We start from the raw sequence: 1,368 nt of genomic DNA on the forward strand, positions 1-1,368 counted from the left end.
GGACCGCCCGAGCAACCCTCGGACGCGCAGTGTAGGGTGAGCCACCTCACCGGCAGAAGCGGACATACGGTCTTACAGTTATCGGGATAGTCGACAACGTTGGAACACCTTGGGTTCACACCCTCCAGGTGGCGGCGCGAATAGGCCCCGAGCTGTCCGGCATTGCTTTGCAAAACTTCTGTGAGGTCGCTCTCGATCTACAAAAACAAAACCCTGTAGATCGACCTCTTCGCTACGCGCTGTCGTTGATACAGGGTTCTGAAATCAAGGTGCCCGACGCGTTATACCTGCAAAGTTTCCTGATGCGAGCCCTGATGGTCGATCCGAGAAACATCGACCTAGTGTCAGCGCTTCTGATCAACATGCGCCATGAGGGGCGGACGATACACGAAAGTCTCATCACCAAGCGCTTGACGTCGATTATAAAAGGCGGCTTGGAGCGCGGCGAGCACTATGAAGTTGCATGGGCGATCTTCCTCATGAAGGGCTTGGCACTGCCGCTGCAGTTGGGCGCCCAAGCTGCTCTTCTTGCGAAGATCGAATGTCCAGCGATCTGCTTGCTCATTCTCGACATGGCATCTCGCGGACTTGCTCCGGAGGCTCCAATCCGGGATTGGGAGCGCCGGGTGAAGGCCGTATCAGCCGACGGTCCCGACTGGTTGCTCGCCTACGAAGGAGTTCGGCATGGTTGGCTGGCAGACATCACTGGCGCTATCAGAGCCGATCCGATGTTGAAGCCCTTCTTTGACCGAAATATCGTCTTTTACGACGATAAGCGGAACGTGCCGACAACCAAGAAAGCGGTGAGAACGCGGCGCGCAAGATCGAAGAGGCTGACAACAGCAATGCTCTGGCGGATCATTACGTCCAAGTACATATAGATCCGACCACCCCGCCAGGGAAACCCAAAGACTGCATCAGGTCGATGCTGGGCTCACATTTTTCCGTCAGAAATTTGGCGCTCCGCATCAGAGTGGTGCGCCGAGTCATCTGGAGGGATGAGCGGTGAACCCGCTGCCTCGTGACCTCATGCAAAGGGAACTGTCGACTCAGCGCATACGGCGCTATGATACGTTGGGTCAGCTCAAAGACTTGCCGGAACCAAACAACCGTTAGCGTGAAGACGATGGACAAATTCAAGAGCTTATCCGACATCGCCACGGGCCAAAGTGATGGGCCGCTCGATCGACTGAGTCGCGGGCTAGAGCTGTCGACCCTCTCAACGGCCATCAGCAACCTTCCGGAATCGACCCTGTCGAAGGCGATCAGCGGGCTGGAGGTGTCGCCGTTCTCGCCGACCATTGCCGAGCTTCAGGCAAAGGGATCGGCCCTATCGCAGACCTTCGCCGAGCTGCAGGCAAGGGGATC

Annotated in this window: 2 protein-coding genes; both read left to right on the forward strand. The window is 57.1% G+C overall.

The annotated features are described in order from the left end of the window. Positions 1-128: 128 nt before the first annotated feature. The gene (locus LB547_RS32230) at positions 129-881 is read left to right on the forward strand and encodes a hypothetical protein (RefSeq protein ID WP_064993415.1); all 753 of its coding nucleotides are present in this window, start codon (positions 129-131) and stop codon (positions 879-881) included. A 245-nt stretch (positions 882-1,126) separates the two neighbouring features. Continuing rightward, positions 1,127-1,368: hypothetical protein (locus tag LB547_RS32235; protein ID WP_224656019.1), on the forward strand; the 242-nt coding region annotated here is incomplete at its 3' end.

Source organism: Mesorhizobium sp. B264B1B (assembly GCF_020165765.1).
GTDB lineage: Bacteria > Pseudomonadota > Alphaproteobacteria > Rhizobiales > Rhizobiaceae > Mesorhizobium.